16 protein-coding genes and 2 pseudogenes are annotated in these 19,134 nt (G+C 53.7%); 4 read left to right on the forward strand and 14 right to left on the reverse strand.

Annotated elements, in window-relative coordinates; translation table 11 throughout:
• Positions 1–51 precede the first annotated feature (51 nt).
• Together treC and treP are read right to left on the reverse strand one after the other, a co-directional pair.
• Positions 52–1,707, reverse strand: a complete 1,656-nt coding sequence (gene treC, locus K8U54_RS00945) for an alpha,alpha-phosphotrehalase (RefSeq protein WP_249908483.1) — start codon at positions 1,705–1,707, stop codon at positions 52–54.
• A gap of 71 nt (positions 1,708–1,778) precedes the next feature.
• Entirely contained in the window at positions 1,779–3,221 is a 1,443-nt protein-coding gene (treP, locus tag K8U54_RS00950; RefSeq protein WP_111464508.1) for a PTS system trehalose-specific EIIBC component, read from the reverse strand.
• A 239-nt stretch (positions 3,222–3,460) separates the two neighbouring features.
• Here treP and treR point away from each other — a divergent pair, with 239 nt between their 5' ends.
• Complete coding sequence (gene treR, locus K8U54_RS00955) at positions 3,461–4,165, forward strand: trehalose operon repressor (protein ID WP_111464506.1); 705 nt, start codon at positions 3,461–3,463, stop codon at positions 4,163–4,165.
• Between the two features lie 100 nt (positions 4,166–4,265).
• Here treR and K8U54_RS00960 read toward each other — a convergent pair whose 3' ends face one another.
• The gene (locus K8U54_RS00960) at positions 4,266–4,526 is read right to left on the reverse strand and encodes a hypothetical protein (RefSeq protein WP_249908484.1); all 261 of its coding nucleotides are present in this window, start codon (positions 4,524–4,526) and stop codon (positions 4,266–4,268) included.
• Between the two features lie 125 nt (positions 4,527–4,651).
• Between K8U54_RS00960 and K8U54_RS00965 the strand changes: the two are divergent.
• Positions 4,652–5,540: pseudogene (locus tag K8U54_RS00965) on the forward strand (IS5 family transposase).
• Between the two features lie 66 nt (positions 5,541–5,606).
• Here the strand turns inward: K8U54_RS00965 and K8U54_RS00970 are convergent.
• The 9 genes and pseudogenes from K8U54_RS00970 to K8U54_RS01005 all read right to left on the reverse strand — a co-directional run bounded on the left by K8U54_RS00970 (position 5,607) and on the right by K8U54_RS01005 (position 13,994).
• A complete protein-coding gene (locus K8U54_RS00970; RefSeq protein WP_249908485.1) occupies positions 5,607–6,203 on the reverse strand; it encodes a LysE family translocator in 597 nt (198 codons plus the stop codon).
• Between the two features lie 71 nt (positions 6,204–6,274).
• Positions 6,275–7,939: a carbamoyltransferase family protein gene (locus K8U54_RS00975; protein WP_249908486.1), complete on the reverse strand. Its 1,665-nt coding sequence runs from the start codon at positions 7,937–7,939 to the stop codon at positions 6,275–6,277.
• A 258-nt stretch (positions 7,940–8,197) separates the two neighbouring features.
• Positions 8,198–9,139 carry a TauD/TfdA family dioxygenase gene (locus tag K8U54_RS00980; protein ID WP_249908487.1) on the reverse strand — a complete coding sequence of 314 codons (942 nt, stop codon included), beginning with the start codon at positions 9,137–9,139 and terminating at the stop codon, positions 8,198–8,200.
• Positions 9,140–9,155: 16 nt separating this feature from the next.
• Positions 9,156–9,464 (reverse strand): hypothetical protein, encoded by a 309-nt coding sequence (locus K8U54_RS00985; protein ID WP_249908488.1) that lies wholly within the window; start codon positions 9,462–9,464, stop codon positions 9,156–9,158.
• On the reverse strand, positions 9,454–10,170 hold the full coding sequence (locus K8U54_RS25265) for an AzlC family ABC transporter permease (RefSeq protein WP_434059974.1): 717 nt from the start codon (positions 10,168–10,170) through the stop codon (positions 9,454–9,456). Before K8U54_RS25265 ends, K8U54_RS00985 begins: the two co-directional genes overlap by 11 nt.
• Complete coding sequence (locus tag K8U54_RS00990; protein ID WP_249908489.1) at positions 10,167–10,913, reverse strand: 2OG-Fe dioxygenase family protein; 747 nt, start codon at positions 10,911–10,913, stop codon at positions 10,167–10,169. Before K8U54_RS00990 ends, K8U54_RS25265 begins: the two co-directional genes overlap by 4 nt.
• 13 nt (positions 10,914–10,926) lie before the next feature.
• Complete coding sequence (locus K8U54_RS00995) at positions 10,927–12,315, reverse strand: radical SAM/SPASM domain-containing protein (protein WP_249908490.1); 1,389 nt, start codon at positions 12,313–12,315, stop codon at positions 10,927–10,929.
• A gap of 163 nt (positions 12,316–12,478) precedes the next feature.
• Positions 12,479–12,661 carry a hypothetical protein gene (locus K8U54_RS01000; protein WP_111465141.1) on the reverse strand — a complete coding sequence of 61 codons (183 nt, stop codon included), beginning with the start codon at positions 12,659–12,661 and terminating at the stop codon, positions 12,479–12,481.
• 721 nt (positions 12,662–13,382) lie between these two features.
• Positions 13,383–13,994 (reverse strand): annotated as a pseudogene (locus K8U54_RS01005) (transposase).
• A gap of 471 nt (positions 13,995–14,465) precedes the next feature.
• On the opposite strand from K8U54_RS01005, the gene K8U54_RS01010 reads away from it, so the two are divergent.
• A complete protein-coding gene (locus tag K8U54_RS01010; RefSeq protein ID WP_249908491.1) occupies positions 14,466–15,326 on the forward strand; it encodes an RNA ligase family protein in 861 nt (286 codons plus the stop codon).
• A gap of 14 nt (positions 15,327–15,340) precedes the next feature.
• Entirely contained in the window at positions 15,341–16,492 is a 1,152-nt protein-coding gene (locus K8U54_RS01015) for an AAA family ATPase (RefSeq protein ID WP_192291090.1), read from the forward strand.
• Positions 16,493–16,778: 286 nt separating this feature from the next.
• Here K8U54_RS01015 and K8U54_RS01020 read toward each other — a convergent pair whose 3' ends face one another.
• Positions 16,779–17,150, reverse strand: coding sequence for a response regulator (locus tag K8U54_RS01020; protein WP_013791294.1), 372 nt, complete (start codon positions 17,148–17,150; stop codon positions 16,779–16,781).
• A 639-nt stretch (positions 17,151–17,789) separates the two neighbouring features.
• Positions 17,790–18,911 (reverse strand): sensor histidine kinase, encoded by a 1,122-nt coding sequence (locus K8U54_RS01025; RefSeq protein WP_192291092.1) that lies wholly within the window; start codon positions 18,909–18,911, stop codon positions 17,790–17,792.
• Positions 18,912–19,134 lie beyond the last annotated feature (223 nt).

Below are 19,134 nucleotides of genomic sequence, written 5' to 3' on the forward strand. Positions count from 1 at the left end.
TCGGGGTCGAGCGCCGCGCGGCGACTCGGGCATGCGCGGCACCGCCCTCGATCAGCTGTCTGCAAGGTGCAAAACGAAGGACTCATAAGGCCTGAGATACAGCTGACGCCCCCGTGGTTCGCAGTCCGGGTAATTGCTGATCACCACCCGCTGACGACTGGCGGTATCGATCACCCGCTCAGGCAGCTCGACTTCGCACGAGGTGCCATAGAAGTTGTTCACCACCAACAGCCGTTCATGGGCGCTTTCACTTTCGCGCAGATAGATCCACACCTGCTCATGCTCCGGCAGCAGCTGGCGATAGACGCCCTGCTGGATCAGCGGCTCCTGACGGCGCAAGCCGACCAGCTGGCGGTAGTAGTGCAGCACCGACGTGGGATCGTCGAACTGGTTGGCGACGTTTATCTGCTTGGCATTGCCAGGCACGCCGATCCAGGGTTCGGCGCTGCTGAACCCGGCGTTCGCCTCGCTATTCCACTGCATCGGCGTGCGCCCGTTGTCGCGAGACTTCTGCATGATGGTGGCCATGATCGATGCAGGGCTTTCGCCAGCGTTGCGTTTGAGGCGGTAGATATTCAGGCTCTCGACATCACGGTACTGCTCGATGCTGTCGAAGCCCGGGTTGGTCATGCCCAGCTCCTCGCCCTGATAGATGAAGGGCGTGCCCTGCAGGAAATGCAGCGCAGTGGCGAGCATCTTGGCGGAAACCACGCGGTATTCGCCGTCATCGCCGAAACGCGACACCACCCGCGGCTGGTCATGGTTACACCAGAACAAGGCGTTCCAGCCGCCGCCGGCTTGCATGCCGGTTTGCCAGTCGGAGAGGATGCGCTTGAGCGCCAGGAAGTCGAAATCGGCCTGCACCCACTTCTGCTGGTTGGGGTAGTCCACCTTCAGGTGGTGGAAATTGAAGGTCATCGACAACTCTTTCGAGTCCGGGCGCGAATAGCGGATGCAGTGTTCGAGCGAGGTGGACGACATCTCGCCGACGTTGATCAGCTCATGGCCTTCGAACACCTCGCGGTGCATTTCCTGCAGGTACTCGTGCACGTTCGGGCCGTCGGTATAGAAGCGCCGCCCGTCGCTGGCGTCCTCGGGAAAATCGGCCGGCTTGGAGATCAGGTTGATCACGTCCAGGCGGAAGCCGCCCACGCCCTTGTCGCGCCAGAAGCGCATCATCTTGAAGACTTCCTGGCGCACCTTGGGGTTGTCCCAGTTGAGGTCGGCCTGGGTGTGGTCGAACAGGTGCAGGTAGTACTGCCCGGTCTGCGCCTCGTATTCCCAGGCCGAGCCGCCGAACTTCGACTCCCAGTTGTTCGGCTGGTCGCGCCAGATGTAGAAGTCGCGGTACGGGCTGTCGAGGCTGCTGCGCGCCTGCTGAAACCACACGTGCTCGATGGAGGTGTGGTTGACCACGATATCGAGCATCAACTTGATGCCGCGCTTGCCGGCTTCGGCGATCAGCAGCTCGCAGTCGGCCATGGTGCCGTAGCTGGGGTCGATGGCGTAGTAGTCGCTGATGTCGTAACCGTTGTCCCGTTGTGGCGAGCGCAGGAACGGCGTGAGCCACAGGTAGTCGACACCCAGCCATTGCAGGTAATCGAGCTTGGCCACCACACCGAGCAGGTCGCCGGTGGGGTTGCCGGCTTGGCTGTAAAAGCTCTTCGGGTAGATCTGGTAAATCACCGAATGCTGCCAGTCTTGCATGGCGCTATTCCTTCATCTGTTTTAGAACAACGAGCGGCACGCCATGGCGCTGCCGCTCGCCAAGCGGTGGCTCAAGCGACCCGGTAGCCGGGGCGGACGATCTTCACGCTGAGGGCGCAGGTGAGCAGGAACGGCACCGCGATGGCGATGACCATGCCCACGATGAACACCGGGATGTACTGCGGCATGATGGAAATGAACCCGGGCAGGCCGCCGACGCCGATGGCCGATGACTGCACCTTGTTCAGCGAAAGGAAGATGCAGCCCATGGCCGAGCCCACCAGGGCGGCGTAGAACGGGTACTTGTAGCGCAGGTTGATGCCGAACATCGCCGGCTCGGTAATGCCGAAGTACGCGGAAATCGCCGAGGTGGAGGCCATGCTCTTGTCCCGCACGTTGCGGGTCATGTAGAACACCCCGAGCGCGGCGCTGCCCTGGGCCAGGTTGGACATCACGATCATCGGCCAGATGAAGGTGCCACCCTGGGTGGAGATCAATTGCAGGTCCACGCCCAGGAACATGTGGTGCATGCCGGTGATCACCAGCGGCGCGAACAGCATGCCGAAGATCGCCCCGCCGATCAGCGGCGCGAAATCGAACAGCATCACCACGCCCTCGGTGATGAGGATGCCCAGGTGGCGGGTTACCGGGCCGATCAGCGCCAGCGCCAATACGCCGGTGATGACGATGGTGGTGATCGGCACCACCAGCAGCTGGATGGCATTGGGCACCCGGGCACGCAGCCATTTTTCGATCACGCTCATCACATAGGCGGCCAGCAGGATCGGCAGGATCTGCCCCTGGTAGCCGACCTTCTCGATCTTGAACCAGCCGAAGATATCGAAGTACGGCATGCCCTGATCGCCCAGGCCGGCGACCACCTTGCCGTAGTTCCAGGCATTGAGCAGGTCCGGGTGAACCAGCATCAGGCCCAGCACGATGCCGAGGATTTCACTGCCGCCGAAGCGCTTCGCCGCCGACCAGCCGACCAGCGCCGGCAGGAACACGAACGAGGTGTTGGCCATCAGGTTGATCAGGCTCCACACGCCATCCAGCGACGGGTAGGCCTCCAGCAGGGTGACCCCTTCGATGAACATGCCCTTGGCGCCGATCAGGTTGTTCACGCCCATCAGCAAGCCGGCAATGATCAGCGCCGGCAGGATGGGCATGAACACGTCGGAGAGGATGCGCACCAGGCGCTGCATGCCGTTGATCTTGGCAGCGCTCTGCTGCTTGAGATCGGCGATGGTCATGGCCGCCAGGCCGGTCTGCTCGCGCAGCGCGGCATAGACCTTCTCCACATCACCGGGCCCGATCACCACCTGGTACAGGCCGCCGGTGAAGAACGAGCCCTTGACCAGATCGATCTGGTTCAAGGTCCCCACGTCGACCTTCTTGGGGTCTTTAAGGGACAGGCGCAGGCGCGTCACGCAATGGGCGGCCTGCTCGACATTATCGACGCCGCCGAGGCTCTGCAGCACGTCGCGGGCAATGGCTGAATAATCGTGACTCATGCGCTTGTTATCCTTCGAGGATTTTGTTTTTGGAGAGCGGCATAGGTAGCAACCTGACAAGACCATACTCGTACATACGAGTTAGATCAACAACTCGTATAGACCAGTTTAGCCATATTTGCCAAGATGCCAGTTCCCGGAGCAGCGCCGACCACGGCCCCGCTCCCTCAACCGTAGACAAAGCGCCACGCGCTCCCTAAGGTTTCTCGCTTGACTACGACCCGGCACCGAGCCTGCACATGAGCAAATACAGCCAGATCTACAGCGATCTGCTTGCCAGCATCACCAGCGAACGCCTTGAGCGCGGCGCCCGCCTGCCCTCGGAAACCGAGCTGATGGAGCACTACCAGACCAGCCGCGGCACCGTGCGCAAGGCCATCGAGCAATTGCAGGAACGCGGCTTCGCGCAGAAGATCCACGGCAAGGGCACCTTCGTGCTGTCACGCGCGCCCATCGAATTCCAGCTCGGCGGCATCGTCAGCTTTCAGGAGACCTACCCCCGGCTGGGCGGCAACGTGCGCACCGAGGTGGTCGAACTCAGCCAGCTACCGCTGGAAGGCAGCCTCTGCGAGCACATCCAGGCCGAACAAGGCACCCTGATCACCCGCATCAAACGGGTCAGGCGTATCGATGGCCGGCGGGTGATCCTGGATATCAACCACTTCGTCGCCGACCTGATTCCCGGCCTGGATCGCAGCATCGCCGAGCATTCGATTTACCAATACATCGAAAAGACCCTGCAGCTGCAGATCAGCTATTCGCAACGAACCATCGAAGCCGTGCCCCGCGGCGCGGACGACCTCAAGCATCTCGACCTGGACGACCAGAGCCACGTGATCGTCGTCAGCAACCAGACCTTTCTGCAGGATGGCCGACAGTTCGAGTACACCCAGTCCCGGCATACGCTCGATAAGTTTTACTTTTCGGATGTGGCGCGGAGGTAGGGTGCTTAGTGGCCTGCCATGACTTACGCCAATTTGGCGAAGACAATCACCACATAGGTGTCCGGATTCGCCAGCGATGGTGGTATTAAGGTCAGCAAGGCTATTTCTTGAAGGCCCAACTCCAAGCACGAGAGCACAGGCAAAAAATTACGTAGCCGAACAGAAGCATTGCGGTGCCCAGAAACATCATCACTGCGAGCGCCTGCATATCTTTCGAAAACTGAGCTGCCGGAATGTAACAATCCGCACCAAAGCCGCGGCAGCCCAAGCTGATGGCGCGCAGCCCGAATGTAAAATACAGGCCAACCGCTGCAGCTAAAACGACGAAGAAACCGCTGATCACGATTAGTGCTCGATTCACGTCCAGCTTCCTTGTAAGCATTCCAAAGCAATCGAATGCCACACGTAATGGCTAACGACCTGCCTAGGTTTTGTACGAAAAGTAGGTGTGGGTAGAATTTCCGCCATGATTGGCTGGAGGCCCGCATGGCAAAGCGTTACGAACTCTCCGACGCATCGTGGGAATTGATCAAGTATCTGGTTTCTCCAGAGCAGAAAATGGGTCGCCCACGGAGTGATGATCGCCTGGTACTCCATGCAATCCTGTGGATCCTCTGCTCGGGCGCTGCCTGGCGTGATCTGCCGAAACGCTTTGGGCCTTAGTAAACGGTGTATCAGCGTTTTCGTGGCTGGCGCGACGACGGTACGTTCGACCGGATACTGGAGCACTTGCATATCCGATTAAACCGGGAGGGACTGATGATCTGGACACCTGGATGATCGATTCCGCTGCGGTACGCGCAACCCGAGCCTCTTCAGGCGCCGGAAAAAGAGGCCTGAAGAACCGCTAGACCATGCTCTGGGACGTAGTCGAGGCGGCGTTCCTACCAAGATTCACATGATCTGTGACGCCAATGGCGTTCCATTAGGCTTCATTCTTTCGCCAGGGCAAGCCAGCGATATCGCCTATGCCCAGCCGTTGCTGGATCAGGTGCGAACTCCCGGTAAGCCGGGGCGTCCACGTAAACACAGTCACTGGTTACTGGCTGACAAAGCCTGTGACGCGCAACACCTGCGCCATTACTGCGACCGTTACCGAATATAGCCGGTGATCCCGCTGAGTGCGATGCCACGCAAGCCTCGGCCTGGCTTGCCCCGACTCTTTGATCGTCCAAAGTATCGGCAACGTACCATCATTGAGCGGATGTTTGGCTGGCTGAAATAGAACCGCAGAGTAGGCACTCGCTACGACAAGCTGGCGAGAAGCTATTCAGCCATGGTCACGCTGGCCTGCAGCCTGCGTTGCATCCGGCAATACTTTTCGTACAAACCTAGGCTGCTGCCCGGTATGCGGCTCTGTTGTTCACTAGGTTGATAGAACGTTTGAAGAGGGATAGGCCGGGTAAATGAGGCCGCGGAGCGCAACCTATATGGCCCCATGTTAATGAAAAAGCATGAACCCGCCGAATAGCACTAGGGCTATTCCTGACCCCTTGTTTATTATTGCTCTGGAAACTTCGTTCTTATACATCACGGCAGAAAACAATGTGTAAGCAACCAGGGTGGAAGAAGTAAAAAAAGCAAAAGTGAAAGTCATCGTTACTAGCTGCGGCGCTATCGCGTAGTCTTTCGAAAGGAACTGGGGGAAAAAAGAAGCTATGAAAATGAAGATTTTTGGATTGCTTATGGATATTAGTGCTGCCTCGATTAAACATGTCATATAGCTTTTTCTTACCTTGCCATTCTCAATGGCTTGAAAATCGCTAGAAAGCAATATCTTCATTCCGATGTATATTAAATATAGAGCCCCGAGCGTTTTGATGATAAATATAGCTTTGTCGTTGTTAAGTATAACTAGCCCTGACGATGCCATTGCGCAAATAATAAATATCGATAATGTGTTTCCTAGTATAGAAGCTGTTGAAAGTTTGAAGCCATTGTTTCCAGATAGCCTCATTGCATGAATAACACTTGGGCCAGGGGAAGCGGCAGAGATAAAGGCGGAGAGGCAAAATATGAGCCAGGAGTCAAACGGCATAGCTAATTCCTGATTTTGATACATGGGAGCCGGACGCCCGGCTCCAGATTTTTATTCTACAGCGCCGCTTCTTATGTTCGCTTGATCTCTTTTTTTGAATTTGCTTTATTGTAAATCAAATAATCGCCAATAAATATGGCATCAAGCCCGCTCTCATATAGGCATTCAATGCAGTCAGCAGGGGAGCTAACGATTGGCTTTCCTTTCGTGTTTAACGAGGTGTTCAATACCATAGGGATTCCGGATAGCTTATGGTACTCACTTATCAGGTCGTAATATTTTTTATTGTCTTCGCGGGAAACAGTCTGAACTCGCGCAGTGCCATCGACGTGGCTAATAGCGGCAACCAAATCTCTATATTTTTCACGAACCTTCATAGTGATTAGCATAAATGGCGAAGGAGCGGGCACATGGAACCAATCTGCTGCATGCTCAGATAAGACAGATGGAGCCAATGGTCTCCAGCTTTCTCTTTGCTTAACGATATTAACTCGATCTCGTACAGCTGCCGACGTCGGAGCCGCAAGTATTGACCTATTGCCAAGGGCACGAGGGCCAAACTCCATTTTACCTTGGCACCAACCAATCACCATTCCAGAGTTTATTAATTTCGCGGCGTCCTGGTGAGGGTTTTCTACTATTTCAAATGGGATCTTTTCGGAGGTGAGATAGCTTTCGATCTCATTAGATGAGAAGTGCGGCCCTAAATATACCTGTTCTTTGACTACTGGTCGCGTCTCTTGATCACCTACGTGCAATAGCATAGCGGCACCGATAGCTGCTCCAGCATCATTGGCGGCTGGTTGAATATAAATATTCTCAACGAAGTCAAGCTCGGCGATAAGTCCGTTAGCGTTGCAGTTAAGTGCCACACCACCAGCTAAACAAAAGTTGTGATTACCAGTTTTTTTGTAAAGGTCTTCTGCAAGGAATACGAAAGCTTTTTCTATTGCTTTCTGCACTGCATATGCGAGATCTTTAGACTTGTCCGAAAACGCTTTTTTGTCGGCAATATTTTTTAGCTCACGCATTGCCTCTCTATCTATGAAGTAACTGTCGCCAGCAAACCTGAGAACACTGTCGATGATTGATACTCGCCCGGATCCGTACGAGGCAAGGCCCATCGTTTTGCCTTCCTGACCTATGTACGAGTACAGTCCACATAGGCTAGTGATGTATGTGTATAAGTGACCCAGTGAGTCTTTGATAGGGTAGCTTTTTAATTTCTCAATTGATATCCCATTACCATGGTACAACGAGGTTGCCTCATCTTCGCCACGACCATCTGCTATCAATATATTTGAGCGATCAAATCCGCTTGAGAAAAATGTACCCGCAGCATGGCACAGATGGTGGCGGACACTAATAAAATTTCCAAGTCCACTTTCCCGCATGCTTTGTATAGCATGCCTATAGGTTGAAAGGTTTCGCGTGATCTGTGTCATTTGCCCTAGAGCATGCGTATCGTCGTGATTAACTGTGTTCTGCTCAAATGGCCTGTTGTTTGCGATGAATGACGAGTAGTCAAACGTAACGCCAATATTTTTTACGTTTTCTAATTTTAACCCAGCTTCTTTTAGGCAGAAATCAATTGCTTCGTGTGGAAAGTTCGTTGAGTGGCGGATGCCATCGAACCGCTCTTGTTCGACCGCGGCAACTAAAACTCCATCGTATAGAATGGCAGCAGATGTATCATGAAGAAGGTTTACACCCAGGTAAGCATTTTTAATGGTCATTATATCGTCCTTGAGTTTTGATGTTATGGTTTGGCGAAGTAGATAGTTAGGGCCGGCACTGAGATGTACTTGATGATTTTTGATAAGAGGAAGTTGCTTTGGTTAGATTCAATCCCCAATGAATAACGCGGGCTTGGAGGTCTACTGGAATCAGGGCTATGACGAAGCTAGAGCATTCAAAAGGACTGCTATATAGCGAGCTTAACTTTTCGGATATCTAAAAGAAATTGCACCTGCTCAATTCAGGTGCATTTCCTCCTAGAAGGAATGGTCACCAATGGCTCCTACAGCACGCCAAACACTAACCATGTCTTTTTCATCTGCAAGATCACAATGCCGTGACCCGTATACTCGTTTTAGCCAACGCCGTCCTTCAACAGCGCCACGGCCATGTATGCATCGATAGTTATTGAATACGAGAAGATCTCCTGGCTCCAAGACGATGTCTATTGCAACTGCTTCAGCAGCCTCTATCCATGCGGCGACTGCCGTTTCTGCCTCATGATTTTCCGCAATAGTATAGATTGCACAACGAGACTCTTCGTACCCATCTATCTGCTTCAAGAATGGAGATGGTGGTGTATAAAGTGTATATCCATTCAAAGCAAATGAATCATCATGTTTATAAGTAAACAACGGTCGGCGCAGAATGCTGATAATTTCACTTGGCAGAAATTTATTTACCTCGTCGACTACCGCCACACGAGTAGCTGCTCCAGCGTCGTTATTAAGCGCAATAAGTGCTGCCGCCTCTGGTCGCGCTTGCCGAGGAAGAAAAGGGCTTTCTACATGTAGATTGAATTTGACCCTACCTGCGTTAGACAAGGTCTTTTCCCAACCTGCGATAGGGTGAACGTCTTGTAGAATTGCACCTTCCTTTTCCTCCGGATAGCCGAAGTGCCGAAGACCAATCGCATGAGTGATTCCTACTAGAACCGCATCAGTCAGTTCAGCGCTACCGACCTCCCATTCGTCGGCCAAGAGGTTAATTGGCAGATTCTTTAAAACTGCGAAAGGGCGGCGCGACTCAAAAATACGCTTATACAATAAATCTACTGGGACGCCGGAACGCAGAACAATCTCTGCATAACGTTTGTCACTTCTGTCAAAACCGGTTTTCAGTGCAGATGAAAGCTGTGCCCTCAGTTCGTCACGAACAGTATCGCTAATTGTGGAGATTACAACGTCAGTGGTTTTCATGTCAGTCCCTTAACAGTCAAAAAGTCACGATTGCTGCATATACTAGTGTTGAGCCACAGGCAGTGAGCATCAACCCGGTGCGTGTAAATAAGGTGGCAAAGGCAGCGACCAAGATGCTAGCTATTGCCGCCGTCGCCATAATATTTACTTCGACCCATATCAAATATACAGAAAAGTTTATGAAGACGGCCATCGGAAGCGCCTGTTCAGTGATCTTTCTTCCTGATGGTGATAATTTTAGATTAATAAACGCCGGTGCTACTCGAACCAGCAGGCTCGTTATGATAAGCGCAATAACTACTAAAGCATGATCATTAAGGTTCATACGTTAACCTGCTAAGTCTCCAAGTACTGAACGCAATACTTGGTAGCCAGAACCAAGATTTACCTAATAGTGCAATAAAAGCTAGGGCTGCCGCGATACAAAGTGCTATCTCAATGAGGCGGCGTTCCCAGGGAGCAGATATACGGGGTACGCGACTTTTTAGCTGCTCGAACGAAAGCACTAAGAGAACTATGCTTGCCGGAAAGCCCAGGTTCATCTCAGGGCTGAACCAGCTTGCGGGGATTAGCGCAGCAAACAATGCTCCTGCGAAGGTAGACGATACCCACGCGAGATAGATTGTTAGTCGCGTGCTGAAAACTGCAGCTAATTGATCCCTCTCCTGTTCAAGTGCGTAGGCTTCGTCACCAACTAAATGTGCCATGAATGCCCGGGGTACAGGACGTGTTGGAAGGCGAGCCAACGTTGTGATAACTATTGGTATATATCGGCAGTTAATAGATATCGCAACGATGAGCATCGTGAGAAACCCTATTCCTTGCTCGGCAAGGGGCAGCAAGGCGAACTGCCCGCTGCCTGAGTAGCCCATAGCACTGAGCAACAAGACTTCGAATGGAGTCCAGTTGGATTGGGAGGCCAGAACCCCGAACAGCATGCCTGTGGGAGCGACAGCTAAGGCGGTTGGCAGGGCTCTACGAAATGCCATCCAGGCATATAGGACTGGTGACGATTGGACTTGGACGGTCATGGCGTTTTCAGTAATGAGCTTGTTGCTAAGGCAAGGCGTTCGTGAGTTGGCCCATAGGATCGTTTATGCCATGGACTGATTTCGATCACCCAAATATCTCTGTAGCCATCGGAGCCTTCGGCGGGTGTGATATTTGAGGCATAGTGAATGTAGCGTTCATCATCAATTAGCACAGCCTGATTTTCTTCAAGCAAAGCGCGATGAACAATTTCATTGGATGCAGGATCAATAATTTGTGTTTCTCCCCCCTCAACGTTATGGCGCTTTGCTACAACGATAACGCTGAATTGGTGACCATCACGATGCGGCCCTTCGGGAACCGTCACCCCATTAAACTCGGAGTTCACAATGACCCTGATCTGGTTCACGTTGACGTGGTAACTTTCTGAAAAATCAACAGGCAAGCTATCGAGAACAGCAGTTACCAGGGGAGTGGGGTCGCACTCTAGCTGTTCTCTGTGGCGTAAGACACCTCCTGCTTCAGCAAGACGGATGAATTCAGCGGATTGGATATATTTCCGTTTCGGAAGTAATGCGTAAATCCACTGGCCTTCCTCCCAGTAGGTGAAGTATTGATTCAAGCGGATGTTTCGTAGTCTCTTCAAGCTATGTCCATCGCGTGGCATAGAGTTGAAAGATTCAATTACTTTTTCAGACATCTCTGGTGTGTTAATGATGTCGTAACCAAATTTCGAAAATTGGCTGTTGTTAGCAATAGCTTTGGCTTCAGATGCGATTCCCATGATTTATCTCATTTTATGCAGGTTGGAGATCGAAAGTAGCTATTTCAAAAGGCTGAAGAGCATCAATGTGTTTTCGCGTAATACCGCGATAGAAATCACAAGCTGCTGGTTCTACTACGTCAATGGCCGCGTACTTCTTCTCTAAAGGGCCTAGGCAAAGACCAGCGCAGAAACCTTCGATCTCGCAGCCCCTGCAAAAATCAGGGTTCTCATGCCGTAACTGTGCATGCTCGATATAGGCCGGAGCATCCAAAAGCTCGGGGCCTAACTCAATTGAACCTAATAGTGTAGATCCGGCTTTGCAGGCGAACACGGATCCATTCGGTTCAATACTAAATTGTGCACCCTTTGCTGAGCAGTTCTTAAAGCCCCGCTCGGCCACAGCATCATGTCCCAAGAGTACTTGAAATATCTGGTGCCAATAACCTGTTAAGACCACGCCCCTTTGACGACCATATTCAACAACTTTCCAAAGGCGATCTACGATATTCTCTGCCCCGAACGTGCTATAGAAGGTCGGATCAAAATCTACAACAACGCCAATCTCCCAGGCCCCCACATCGACCGCTAGATCGACGATAGACTCGTTAAAGTCATCCCAAGTTGCCGATGTCAGTGCAGCGTTGATCGCGATGCGGTTGCCTTTAGCTTGTAGTTGCCGCAGGCCTTGCATCACAACTGGTGTGCTGTCGTCACCATTTTTTAATGGTCTGCTTGGGCTAGTGGGTGAGTCGAAACTTACGCATACTGCTACCTGATGGCGGGCGAATTTTTCCGCCACTTCTTCAGTTATAAGCGATCCATTGGTAACAGTGGAGTACGAAATATGCATGCCATCTTTGGAGCCATCCCCAAAGCGATCCAACACCGCATCAATTGCCTTCCAGTTTAATAACGGCTCACCACCAAAGAATTGAACCATTACTCTATACATGCCACCCGCTCGGGACGCAGCTAGCGCCTTTTCTACATAATACACGGCATCTTGAGGTTTCATATGCCGATTTTTTTTGTCAAATTGATGCTCGAACCTTTCCTTGGAGGCATACATCGAGTTGTTGATGTCTACTTTGATCTCGTCCTGAGCAACAACTCGAATCAGCTCTACTTTTGCTACCTCTTCTTCAACAGACATCTCCTTGCCTTGAATACCCTCAAAACAATAGGTGCATCCAAAGTTACAAGCATTCGCGAGAATCAGCTGGATAATATTAACTTTTTTCTCGACTGGCCTACTTTCAGACAGGTTCTGTTCTTCTTCATGGATTAAGAAGCCGCGAGCGGCTAGCTGCTGGATTAGCTCGGCCTCCCTTGTGGGGGCTTCTAGTTCAATCCATGAGCTAGGGATCATACGTCCATTCTTGAAGCTCTCTAAGACGTCGACTGCTGCTTTATCAAGCATGCATAGCCCGCCTCTCTGCCGATGGTAGACTGACGTACGGTCGTCCATTCGTCTAAGAACTACATCTCTGGAAAGGGTATATTTATTTTTTTCCATCAGTCAGGCCCTGATTTATTCCTTTAAATTTGGAGAGCACGTCGCGCTGGGCGCGACGTGCAAAGCCTTACTTGCTCAAGCAGTCTTTGAGGCGGCTGCGTTGGCTGGTGGAGAGCGTACCGCCAACGGTGCCACCGACAGTACCGCCGACGGTACCACCAACAGTACCGCCAACGGTGCCACCGACAGTACCGCCAACGGTGCCACCGACAGTGCCGCCAATAGTGGAAATGCTAATAGAGTTTTTCATGGTAATTCCTCTTTACGCTGATTATGGGCCGAACTTGACCCGTTGAATGCACTCTCGATATCGATCATGCAAACTCTGGTCACGAAGTTGGTAGCCAATCGAACGCAGCGGGATAGAGGCGTTCGCACATGTTCGAGGAGTGATCGAACATTTTCCTTGTGCGCTACTTTGAGTAGCTAACATTGTGAGTCAGCAATACTCAGGTCGTGAAAATCCTTTAAGCACTAAGCTCTAGATGAAAATACGCTGATTGAGAAAGTCACCGCTGGAAAGTGATGGGCAGCAGGAGACCTCAAACGGATATTCGAAAATGTCTTTTCGGATTTCTTGAGGGGGAGATGAGATAGGGGGAAGTCGAACTAGATGTTGCGCAATATAAATTTTGATATGACATCAGGCTTCGTCCTTTGAATTTCTACATCCTGTGTCGATCATAAAACGCATTTTTTATTGATGTCAATCAAAAATGGGCTCATTTTTTCATGAACATCAATCTAGGTGTTTTATTTTTTTATCATTTTAAAACAGTTGCTTACATGTGATCGCCCTGTTGTGGTGCGAATATTTTGCTCTGTTATGGTGCAATAGTCGCAAAGAAATTCGAGACGAAACATGGTCGACTTTAGGCATTGCCCTGACGAACGTAGCTTCTCGCTGGAACGTAGCTGAGCGATCTTCAACATATGGGAGCTGGCAGGAAATGGTCGGCATATCTGATTCTCTAGGTTTTGTACGAAAAGTATTGCCGCATGCAATGCAGGCTGCAGGCCAGCGTGACCATGGCTGAAAAGCTTCTCGCCAGCTTGTCGTAGCGAGTGCCTATTCTGCGGTTCTCTGTCAACCAGCCAAACATCCGCTCAATGATGTTGCGCTGCCGATACTTTGGACGATCAAAGAGTCGGGGCAAGCCAGGCCGACGCTTGCGTGGCATGGAACGCAGCGGGATCACCGGCTGTATTCGGTAACGGTCGCAGTAATGGCGCAGGTGTGCCGCCTCAACTACATCCCAGAGCATGGTCTAGCGGTTCTTCAAGCCCCCTTTTTTCCGGCACCTGAAGAGGCTCGGGTTGCGCGTACCGTAGTGGAATCGATCATCCAGGTGGCCAGATCGATCAGTCCCTCCCGGTTTAATCGGATGTGCAAGCGCTCCAGTATCCGGTCGAACGTACCGTCGTCACGCCAGTCACGAAAACGCTGATACACCGTTGACCAAGGCCCAAAGCGTTCCGGCAGATCACGCCAGGCAACGCCCGAGCAGAGGATCCAAAGGATTGCGTGGAGTACTAGGCAATCATCACTGCGTGGGCGACCATTTCTGTTCTGGAGAAACCAGATCCTAGATCAAGTTCCACGATGCGTCGGAGAGTTCGTAACGCTTTACCATGCGGGCCTCCAGCCAATCATGGCGAAAATTTTACCCGCACCTACTTTTCGTAAAAACCTAGGGTGGAAAGCCAGCAAAAACCTCCCTAAGCACGAGCCTTATAGGCTCTAAAGTGTCATGTGGAGTCCGCCTAACCATGCTCCCTCGAACCGTGCCAAGCGAATGGCGCACCGCTTCCATCCCATCGGTTCAAAGGCCAGAGAGATGTTGACTTCTACTTTTCTTGGATGTTGAATCCGCCCCTTATTTCCACCCCCTCTCTCAAGTGGTGAACGAAGTGCCCTGCTCCAGCCAACAAGCCTGATACCGACGACGGTCCATCGTGCCTGATGGCTGCCTGCGCACCTGCGTGGCCGCTTCCCACATTTTGCCCGCCTGAACCCTTGTCGTCGGTTTTCCCAATTGCAATGGAGAAAACCCATGAACATGGATTTCCGCGCCTATGCGCAAAACCTCGAGCTACACAAATACCCACGCACGCCCCACCTGGAGAGCTCTCGCCTGCAGCCGGGCGATACCGATAGCGATCAAGTCTGTTATGCCTCGCTGAGCGGGCAATGGCTGGTCGTCGAGGAAAAACTGGACGGCGCCAATGCCGGCATCAGTTTCTCCGCGGCCGGTGAATTGCTGCTGCAATCGCGTGGCCACTACCTGACCGGTGGCGGTCGGGAGCGCCAGTTCAACCTCTTCAAGCAGTGGGCCGTGGCCCACGAAGACTGGTTGATGAGCCGCCTTGAAGACCGCTACGTGCTGTTCGGCGAGTGGATGCACAAGAAGCATTCGGTGTTCTACGACCGCCTGCCGCACTTCTTCTGCGAGTTCGACATCTGGGACCGGGCCCATGGCCTGTTCCTGTCGACCACCGCCCGGCGCCAGCTGCTGCGCGACGGCCCGGTGCTGTCGGTGCCGGTGCTTCATGAAGGGCTGGCACCAGCGCGGCTCAAGGATCTGCTTGAGCTGCTCGGCGACTCGCTGGCCAAGTCGCCGGCATGGCGCAGCGCCTTCGAAGCCACGGTGCAGCGCGAAGGCCTGGACCTGGAACGGGCCTGGCGGCAGTGCGACAAGTCGACGGTGATGGAAGGCCTGTACCTGAAGCTCGAAGACGAGAAACAAATCAACGGACGCCTCAAGTGGGTTCGCCAGGACTTCGTCCAGGCGATCCTCGAAGCGGACCAGCATCATGCGAACCAGCCATTCATTCCCAATCTGCTGGCCGACGGGGTAGATCTCTATGCCCCTCGCCTGTCGATGGACTGGGATGGCCAGCGATCTGGTTATTGAAGGAGAACAACAAAATGGACATTCGACAACTGCAAAGCCTGGTTCCAGAACCGGGCCAGCGCTTCGACGCGAAGGCATGCCTGGAGGCGATTCCGGCCCTGCAACGTTTGGCCAGCACGCCCCAGGATCCGCACTACCACGCCGAGGGCGACGTATGGATCCACACCTGCATGGTGGTCGAGGCGCTGCTAGCGCAACCGCGCTATCAGCAGGCTACCGAGGAGCAGCGCTTGGTGCTGTTCCTGGCCGCGCTATTGCACGACATCTCGAAGCCGGACACTACGGTGATCGATACAGAAACCGGGCGCATCGGCCAGCCTGGCCACTCGCGACGCGGCGCCGTGGATGCACGCCTGCTGTTGTGGCGGGCAGGCATGCACTTCGAGTTGCGCGAGCAGGTCTGCCGCATCATCTCGGTACACCAATTGCCGTTCTTCGCGCTGTCGGGCAATCGCAGCGGGCAGAGCCCGGAGTTCATTCTGCACAAGCTGTCGTGGGAGCTGCCAGTGTGGATGCTTTGCGCAGTCGCGGAAGCGGACATGCAGGGACGCACCTACGTGGGCAAGCAGGCCGTGCTCGACGAGATCGAGCTGTTTCGCGAACTGGCCGCCGAGGAAGGCTGCCTGTATGGGCCACGGGCATTCGTCGATGACTACACCCGTATCCAGTACTTCCGCGGTGCCCGGGTGCATCCCGACTACCCGCTGCATGAGCCGGAGGGCTCGCGGGTCATCATGCTGTCCGGCATGCCGGCCAGTGGCAAGAACACCTGGGTGGCCAAACACCACCCGGATCTGCCGGTGATCTCCTTCGACGACGCCCGCGAGGCCCTGGGCCTGCGCCATGGTGAGAACGAAGGCGCCGCTGCGCACTTCGCCATCGACCGGGCCAAGTCATTGCTGCGCGAGAAACAGCCCTTTGTCTGGAACTCCACGCACCTCTCGGCACAGATGCGCAAGAAGACCCTCGATCTGCTGTACGCCTACCAGGCTAAGGTGCAGATCCAGTATCTGGAGATGCCCGAGAAAGAGGTCTACCGGCGTAACACCCGGCGCGACACCAGCCTGCGTAACGACGATATCCGCCGCATGCTGTTCAAATGGGAGGTGCCACTGCCAAGCGAGGCGCATCAAGTTGACTACTCGTGTGAATCTGGTGCGCTGTAACTGATGCTTGAGAGCGCTGCGCCTAAGTGCATGCACCGCCCAGGCGATATCGGATGGACGACCACTGATTTTCAGCAATAAGCCCCTTGGCAAGTACTGCCATTGCTACAGATTGCAGAAGAAACCAGATGATATTCGGGCCCCTTACCACCAACATGCGCAGCAGTAAAACCAGGGTGCTGTTTCTGTCCAGAGCATGGAGCTACCCCTGGGCAATCTAGAACGCTGCCCGTTCATCACAAAGAACCTGCATGAAATCTGAAACTTTTTGACATTTGAATTTATATCAAACTCCGGTAGCGGCAGATTGTTGAACATCCGCTACTGCTTCGTACATTAGGGCTATGTCCCAAGGCTTGGAAATGAACGTGGAGTGCTGGGGTATCTCGTCCCTGCACAGCATTTGATGCCCAGAGGTCAGTATCACCGGCAATAAGGGCCAGCGATTCCAGACAATCTGCGCCAGCTGCCAACCATCCAGCGAGCCCGGCATGCGGATGTCGGTCAGCAATAAATCGATACCCCCATACCCCAGATGTTCAAGCGCGGTATCTGCCGATGCACACTCGATCACCTCAACGCTCAGGGGCGCAATCAATTCCACCAGCAGTTGCCGAAGGATCAGCTCGTCTTCAACGAGCAATACGGTGAAGGTCATATGCTTTACCTGTTGCTCCAATGGAGGTTAGGGCGCAGCGCACGCTTCGAGTGTCAAAAAGTGGATAGGCGGTCACAACCCAACTGAAACGGTCTTACGGGCCGCTACGCTTCACGTGGCGTGACCGACACAATCCGCCCGGCGGTCATCTTTGAGCCTGAACCTCACGGCCTCGCCCCTTCTCGGATGAAGTAGGCCAACTGCTTGGCCTAACTCGAGGTACACCGCAATGAAAGTCATTAATCTCAAAGATGGGACACCCCATTACCAAGGCAACCCAGGCTACATACCGCCTCATGCTCTTGTTACGGCTGGACGCGAGCACGGTTCGGTCAGCGCGATCGCGAGGCCCATGGCCCAGCAACCAGGCAGAGAGCACGGTAATGAAAATGAGGACGAGCCGGAACCAGGTACTGGTACGGAAAGCGAGCCGAACTCGCTCCCAGACGAAGCGCCCGCTGTAGAGCCCGAAGATTTAGACGGCAACAAGGCAGGGCTGGGTACCAGGCCGGCTTAGCTTCAAGCCAACCAACGAGATGTTGCCTGCACCACCAAGCGCCCGACTCTGATGCCGGGCGTTTCATTTGCAGCGGCCACAGGCAGCACCTATCCGTCCATGCTCACGACGCACAAGCGCCACTATCCGGGCAGGCTCACTTGAAAGGTAGTGCCGTCTCCAATAGTCGACGCCACGTCGATCTGGCCACCATGTGCCCCCACAATCTGCAACGTGATATAGAGCCCCAACCCCATTCCAGCCAAGGGCCCCAAGTCGCTCACTACAGATTGCGAGAATCGCCCCATCGGATTGAATATAAAGGGCAATACGTCTTCGGCAATGGGTTGGCCCCAGTTATGAACGCTGAAGACATGTGCCTCTGCGTTGGACGTGACAGCCACCGTGACGGGTGCCCCCGCCTTGCCATGATGAACCGCATTGCTGATCAAATTGGAGAACACCTGTTCGATACGCGCCTCATCGAAACGCCCCACTGCGGCGCCGACGGTCTCGCAACAAATCTCCGAAAGCGGATGCGCAGCCCGCGCTTCGCTGACAATCCGCTTGCATACCGCGACCAGATCCACGGTCTGAAACCGCACTGGCAACGTCGTCCCAAGGTGTGAGCGGGCGAAGTCGAGCAAATCTCCTACGATTCGGTTGGCGCGCTCGGCACTGACATGAATCTGCCCCGCAATAGCCGCAGATTTATCGCCGCGCTCTGTGTTGCGAAGCAGCATTTCTGCTCCCAGCAAAATAGCGCCCAGCGGGTTGCGCAGATCATGCCCTAGTATGCCTAGGAACAGCGTGCGGGAAGCGTCCAAGGCACGGGAGTAATTGGCGATGGACTCTGTCAGGGCCTGGTCAATAGCTTCGTGGAAGCGCGCCAGGTCTTCGATCTCCACCGCCTCTCCCGCCTTTATTCGGCCCATCCACAAAGTCAGTACGCTGGTTCTCAGCGCCCGGTACTCGGAGGCCATCTGGTCGAGCGTGAAGCCGGCCATGAGCCGCGTGACGGCATGCGTCTCCGCTGCTGTCTGTCTATCCCTGACAGGGCCATTGCCCAGGGATTTATCCAGTTGCTGATGTTTGCTCTGCGGCGTATCGAGGTCATTAACGATGGCCTGCAATATCTGCCAGGCATGATCGCGCAAGGCCTCGGTGTCCAGCGCCTTGCCGGGAACGGTGATGGTCCGCGCAAAGTCCTCCCAAGCCTGCAGGATAGGCTCAACATTTTCATCAATGAACGTGGACAGTCGCATGCTGTGATCCCAGTGCTAATGCACGATTTCATTGAGGGCAATCGCTGCCGTCCATCAGTAAAGCACGTATAAAGAGAGGCTCCTAGTAAGGAGAGAAAACTGATTACAGCTCACTCCATCACAGCAGACCGCCCAAGTGAGGCCCTTTCTACTTACTTGCAGGTATTCAAAGAAAATGCGCCACATAACTTTTACGCTAAGGCTGCAACGCGAAAATGTACCC

The organism is Pseudomonas fulva, assembly GCF_023517795.1.
Classification (GTDB): domain Bacteria; phylum Pseudomonadota; class Gammaproteobacteria; order Pseudomonadales; family Pseudomonadaceae; genus Aquipseudomonas; species Aquipseudomonas fulva_D.

Excerpts from the sequence above, each read along its gene's own strand:
- K8U54_RS00995 (WP_249908490.1), bottom strand. The coding sequence starts at position 12,315 with ATGCTTGATAAAGCAGCAGTCGACGTCTTAGAGAGCTTCAAGAATGGA.
- treP (WP_111464508.1), bottom strand. The coding sequence starts at position 3,221 with ATGAGTCACGATTATTCAGCCATTGCCCGCGACGTGCTGCAGAGCCTC.
- K8U54_RS01010 (WP_249908491.1), top strand. The coding sequence starts at position 14,466 with ATGAACATGGATTTCCGCGCCTATGCGCAAAACCTCGAGCTACACAAA.
- K8U54_RS00990 (WP_249908489.1), bottom strand. The coding sequence starts at position 10,913 with ATGGGAATCGCATCTGAAGCCAAAGCTATTGCTAACAACAGCCAATTT.
- K8U54_RS01000 (WP_111465141.1), bottom strand. The coding sequence starts at position 12,661 with ATGAAAAACTCTATTAGCATTTCCACTATTGGCGGCACTGTCGGTGGC.
- K8U54_RS00970 (WP_249908485.1), bottom strand. The coding sequence starts at position 6,203 with ATGCCGTTTGACTCCTGGCTCATATTTTGCCTCTCCGCCTTTATCTCT.
- K8U54_RS01025 (WP_192291092.1), bottom strand. The coding sequence starts at position 18,911 with ATGCGACTGTCCACGTTCATTGATGAAAATGTTGAGCCTATCCTGCAG.
- K8U54_RS25265 (WP_434059974.1), bottom strand. The coding sequence starts at position 10,170 with ATGACCGTCCAAGTCCAATCGTCACCAGTCCTATATGCCTGGATGGCA.
- K8U54_RS00980 (WP_249908487.1), bottom strand. The coding sequence starts at position 9,139 with ATGAAAACCACTGACGTTGTAATCTCCACAATTAGCGATACTGTTCGT.
- treR (WP_111464506.1), top strand. The coding sequence starts at position 3,461 with ATGAGCAAATACAGCCAGATCTACAGCGATCTGCTTGCCAGCATCACC.
- K8U54_RS01020 (WP_013791294.1), bottom strand. The coding sequence starts at position 17,150 with ATGACCTTCACCGTATTGCTCGTTGAAGACGAGCTGATCCTTCGGCAA.
- K8U54_RS01015 (WP_192291090.1), top strand. The coding sequence starts at position 15,341 with ATGGACATTCGACAACTGCAAAGCCTGGTTCCAGAACCGGGCCAGCGC.
- treC (WP_249908483.1), bottom strand. The coding sequence starts at position 1,707 with ATGCAAGACTGGCAGCATTCGGTGATTTACCAGATCTACCCGAAGAGC.
- K8U54_RS00975 (WP_249908486.1), bottom strand. The coding sequence starts at position 7,939 with ATGACCATTAAAAATGCTTACCTGGGTGTAAACCTTCTTCATGATACA.
- K8U54_RS00985 (WP_249908488.1), bottom strand. The coding sequence starts at position 9,464 with ATGAACCTTAATGATCATGCTTTAGTAGTTATTGCGCTTATCATAACG.